Source organism: Cellulosimicrobium cellulans, assembly GCF_001722485.1.
In the GTDB taxonomy this organism is placed as follows: Bacteria; Actinomycetota; Actinomycetes; order Actinomycetales; family Cellulomonadaceae; genus Cellulosimicrobium; species Cellulosimicrobium cellulans_A.
Genome location: NZ_LWGL01000249.1, coordinates 1 through 3,191, shown reverse-complemented (window position 1 = coordinate 3,191; position 3,191 = coordinate 1). Strand labels below are relative to the sequence as shown.

Annotated in this window: 4 protein-coding genes; 3 read left to right on the top strand and 1 reads right to left on the bottom strand. The window is 74.9% G+C overall.

The window, feature by feature from the left end; translation table 11 throughout:
- Both JZ5iCDA_RS19465 and JZ5iCDA_RS16500 read left to right on the top strand, forming a co-directional pair.
- Nucleotides 1-220: hypothetical protein (locus JZ5iCDA_RS19465; RefSeq protein ID WP_216093473.1), on the top strand; the 220-nt coding region annotated here is incomplete at its 5' end.
- A gap of 144 nt (nucleotides 221-364) precedes the next feature.
- The gene (locus JZ5iCDA_RS16500) at nucleotides 365-589 is read left to right on the top strand and encodes a DUF3107 domain-containing protein (protein WP_069388119.1); all 225 of its coding nucleotides are present in this window, start codon (nucleotides 365-367) and stop codon (nucleotides 587-589) included.
- Nucleotides 590-660: 71 nt separating this feature from the next.
- Here the strand turns inward: JZ5iCDA_RS16500 and JZ5iCDA_RS16495 are convergent, their stop codons facing one another.
- Nucleotides 661-1,383, bottom strand: a complete 723-nt coding sequence (locus tag JZ5iCDA_RS16495; RefSeq protein ID WP_069388118.1) for a ferritin-like fold-containing protein — start codon at nucleotides 1,381-1,383, stop codon at nucleotides 661-663.
- Nucleotides 1,384-1,775: 392 nt separating this feature from the next.
- Between JZ5iCDA_RS16495 and JZ5iCDA_RS16490 the strand changes: the two genes are divergently transcribed.
- Nucleotides 1,776-3,191: DEAD/DEAH box helicase (locus JZ5iCDA_RS16490; RefSeq protein ID WP_253182131.1), on the top strand; the 1,416-nt coding region annotated here is incomplete at its 3' end.

Below are 3,191 nucleotides of genomic sequence, written 5' to 3'. Positions count from 1 at the left end.
CCGTGACGCCGTCGAGCACGACGACGTGCGCACCGATCCACACGTCGTCGCCGATCGTGATGCCGCGCGAGGTCAGGCCCTGGCGGAAGACGGGGACGTCGACGCGGTCGAAGGCGTGGTCGAAGCCTCGTGCCGCGCCTCGTCTGGGGCGGGGTGCACGGGCTGCTGCGGCGTCCGGGCGGGCAGCGGCCCGACGGCACGGACGCCGTCGACGCCCTGAGCGAAACCGGGCCCGGCACGGTGTCCGGCACGGCGGCCGACGCGGGAATCTGACTACTATCGTTCGCGTTGTCGCCGGTGGGCCAGCCCCTCGGCGGCCTGCCGTCTACCTGCCGCGTGCGCGCGGCCGCTGTGAGGAGAACCCGTGGAAGTCACGATCGGTGTGCAGAACCTGGCTCGTGAGCTCGTCGTCGACACCGACCAGTCCTCCGAGGCCGTGGCGAAGGCCGTCTCGGACGCGCTGGGCGGTGCCCCGGCGCTCGAGCTCACCGACTCGCGCGGCCGGCGCATCATCGTCCCGACGGCGTCCCTCGGCTACGTCGAGATCGGCACCGAGGAGCAGCGCCGGGTGGGCTTCGGGTCGCTCTGACCCGCCCCGAGCACCACGACGGGCCGGACGCCTCGCGCGTCCGGCCCGTCGTCGTCCTGAAGCAGGTGGTCTCAGGCGGCGAGCCCGAGGCGGTCCATGCGGCGCGTGTGCCCGGCCGTGAGTCGCGCGAAGACCCACGGCTGCACGGAGGCCGGGACGTCGACCCCGCCGGCCTCCGCCCGGGCCGCCGCGAGCAGGAGCCGGTCGAGGGCGGGGTGGTCCGACAGCACCGTGCCGACCGCGCCGAGCGCCTCGCCGACGAGACGCCGGCCCCACAGCGCGAGCCGCGAGGCGAGCACCGGGTCGGCCGCCGCGGCATCGGCGATGACGGGCGCGGACCGGTCCGCGGGCGCGTCCTGCGTGAGCGAGCCGACGACGACGTCGCGCGACCGCTGGTCGAGCCCCTGGGCCGCGAGCAGGCAGAAGTCGTCGGCCACCCCCTGGCCCACGTAGTTCTTGAGGACGCCCTCCCACCAGCTCGTCGGGGGCGTGCGGGCGTCGAAGTCGTCGAACAGGCCGTCGAACGGCGCCATGCACGTCTCCGGGTCCCCGCCGAGCTCCGCGACGCGCGCGAGGACCGCCTCCTGGCGGTCGAGCAGCGCGGCGGCCATGCGGGACAGCGCCTGGCGCTGCCCGAGCGTCGGCGCGTGCGCCGCGTCACCGGCGAGGCGGCCGAAGCTCGCGAGCTCGGTGAACGCGACGAGCCCGAGCAGCTGCAGGGCGTCCGCGGTCGTCGCGGTCGTCACGGTCGGGCCGGCGGTCGTCGTCGCGGTCACGTCGTCGGCGTCAGTCATCCCGTCAGGATAGTGGCGCCGACGACGCGCGGCGCGGGGCGCTGACCAGCGCCGGGACCGGCCGCGCGCGCCTCCCGCGGCGTCCGCGCGCCGGTCCGATACCATGGACGGGTACATCGGTTGCCCGGTCGTCCTGACCTCACGCGCCCGTCCCGGCCCCGGCCGGCACGAGGGCGACGCCCGTCCCCGTGCGACGACGGCAGGCGCGGGTCCGCTCGGCGGACCCGGGCCACGAAACTCCGCGATCGGCTGCCGGCCACAGGCGCGTACGACCACGCCCGGGTCCGCCCGGCGCCGGGGCCCGCCCCGACGCGACGCGGTCGCGCGCCGGAACGAGACAGAGGCACCCAGTGACCACCACAGACGCGACCACCACGGACGCCACGCCCGACGTGAGCGCCGACGCGCGCACCGTCGCCGCCAGCGTGCAGGCCGACGACACGTCCTTCGCCGACTTCGGCGTCCGCCCCGAGATCGTCGACGCGCTCGCCGACGCGGGCATCACCCACCCCTTCCCCATCCAGGCCATGACGCTGCCGGTCGCGATGTCGGGCCACGACATCATCGGCCAGGCCAAGACCGGCACGGGCAAGACGTTCGGCTTCGGCGTCCCGCTCCTGCACCGCGTCGTCGCCCCCGGCGAGGAGGGCTTCGACCAGCTGCCCTCCCCCGGCAAGCCGCAGGCGATCGTCGTCGTCCCGACGCGCGAGCTCGCCGTCCAGGTCGCCAAGGACCTCGAGACGGCGTCGAGGCGCCGCAGCGTGCGCGTCGTCCAGCTCTACGGCGGCCGCGCGTACGAGCCGCAGGTCGAGGCGCTGCAGCGCGGCGTCGAGGTCGTGGTCGGCACGCCCGGCCGCATGATCGACCTCATGAACCAGGGCCACCTCAACCTCACGCGCGCGAACACCGTCGTGCTCGACGAGGCCGACGAGATGCTGGACCTCGGGTTCCTCCCCGACGTCGAGAAGATCCTGGCCCGCACGCCCGCGCAGCGGCACACGATGCTGTTCTCGGCGACCATGCCGGGCGCCGTCGTGTCGATGGCGCGCCGCTACATGAAGCAGCCGACGCACATCCGGGCGATCGACCCGGACGACGACGGCCGCCAGACGGTCAAGAACATCGCGCAGGTCGTGTACCGCGCGCACGCGCTCGACAAGATCGAGGTGCTCGCCCGCATCCTGCAGGCGCAGGGCCGCGGCCGCACGATCGTCTTCGCGCGGACCAAGCGCACGGCCGCCAAGGTCGCCGACGAGCTCACGGACCGCGGGTTCGCCGCCGGCGCGATCCACGGCGACCTGGGTCAGGGCGCGCGCGAGCAGGCGCTGCGCGCGTTCCGCAACGGCAAGATCGACGTGCTCGTCGCGACCGACGTCGCCGCGCGCGGCATCGACGTCGAGGATGTCACGCACGTCGTGAACTACCAGTGCCCCGAGGACGAGAAGACGTACCTGCACCGCACCGGCCGCACCGGCCGCGCGGGCAACAAGGGCACCGCGGTGACGTTCGTCGACTGGGACGACGTCCCGCGCTGGTCGCTCATCGACAAGGCGCTCGGCCTCGGCATCCCCGAGCCCGTGGAGACGTACTCGACGTCGCCGCACCTGTACACGGACCTGTCGATCCCCGAGGGCACGAAGGGCCGCCTCCCGAAGGACAAGCGCACGCTCGCGGGCCTCGACGCCGAGGAGCTCGAGGACCTCGGCGAGACCGGCAAGCGGCACTCGGCCGCCGGCGGCCGTGGCGAGCGCTCCGGTCGGGGCGGGCGTGGCGAGCGCGGCGGCGAGCGGTCCGGGCGCGGCGAGCGC

Coding starts and splice junctions, on each gene's coding strand:
- JZ5iCDA_RS16495 (WP_069388118.1), bottom strand. CDS start 1,383: ATGACTGACGCCGACGACGTGACCGCGACGACGACCGCCGGCCCGACC.